The organism is Mycolicibacterium lacusdiani, assembly GCF_021916785.1.
Taxonomy (GTDB): Bacteria; Actinomycetota; Actinomycetes; order Mycobacteriales; family Mycobacteriaceae; genus Mycobacterium; species Mycobacterium lacusdiani.
Map to the genome: position 1 here is coordinate 1 of NZ_JAKCFC010000023.1, position 1,112 is coordinate 1,112.

Below are 1,112 nucleotides of genomic sequence, written 5' to 3' on the forward strand. Positions count from 1 at the left end.
TGTACTGCCCAGGCAGGTTGGTTGAGGAAGTGTGACGACTCGCTGTAGCGGTCGTTGATTGGAGAAGGCCTCCCGTCGTGGAGTGGAGCTGCTTAGACACCCACTTCGACGACAGGAGACCTTCGTGGTCCACGCTAATGCCGTTTTAACCCCACGCGGACGACTGTTGCTCGCGCGTTTGATCGTCGATGAGGGGTGGCCGATCGTTCGCGCCGCCGAGCATTTCCACGTGTCCTGGCCTACGGCCAAGCGCTGGGCGACCCGCTACGTGGAGATGGGCGAGGCCGGCATGTGGGATCGATCCAGTCGGCCGCACCGCAGCCCCACCCGCACGCCTCAGCCGAAGGTGCGACAGATCGTGGAGCTGCGTTGGCGGCATCGTCTATCGCCGCTGGCGATTTCCTCGCGGCTCTCAATCCCAGCGTCAACTGTGCATGCAGTTCTGGTGCGATGCCGATTGAATCGGTTGTCACACATCGATATTCGTACCGGAGAACCAATCCGGCGCTACGAACACAGCCATCCCGGCTCGCTCATCCACGTCGACGTCAAGAAGCTCGGCAACATTCCCACCGGCGGCGGATGGCGATTCGTAGGACGCCAACAAGGCAAGAAGAACCGGCACCTGACCCGCGACATCGAACGAAACCGGCATCATCAGCCGCTCCTGGGACATGCCTTCGTTCACACCGTGATCGACGACCACTCGCGGGTCGCCTACGCCGAGATCCACGACGACGAAACCGCAGTGACCGCCATCGCGGTGCTACGGCGGGCGGTGGGGTGGTTCCACCAGCGCGGAGTCACCGTCGAACGAGTCCTATCCGACAACGGTGCCTGCTACCGCTCCCACGCTTGGCGCGACGCCTGCGCTGAGCTGGAGATTCGACACAACAGGACGCGGCCCTACCGACCTCAGACCAACGGCAAGATCGAACGGTTTCACCGCACCATGGCCCAAGAGTGGGCATTCGCCCGTCACTACCCCAACGAACTCACCCGCCGCTCGGCCCTGCCGGCCTGGCTGCACACCTACAATCACCACCGGCAACACTCAGCAATAGGCAAGACCTCGCCCATCACCAGGTTGACCAACGTCCCTGGGCAGTACA

General features: G+C 62.8%; 1 protein-coding gene. It reads left to right on the plus strand.

Annotation, left to right across the window (positions count from 1 at the left end):
• Positions 1-124 precede the first annotated feature (124 nt).
• The coding region (locus LOK44_RS29635; RefSeq protein ID WP_237573664.1) for an IS481 family transposase at positions 125-1,112 on the plus strand (988 nt) is incomplete at its 3' end.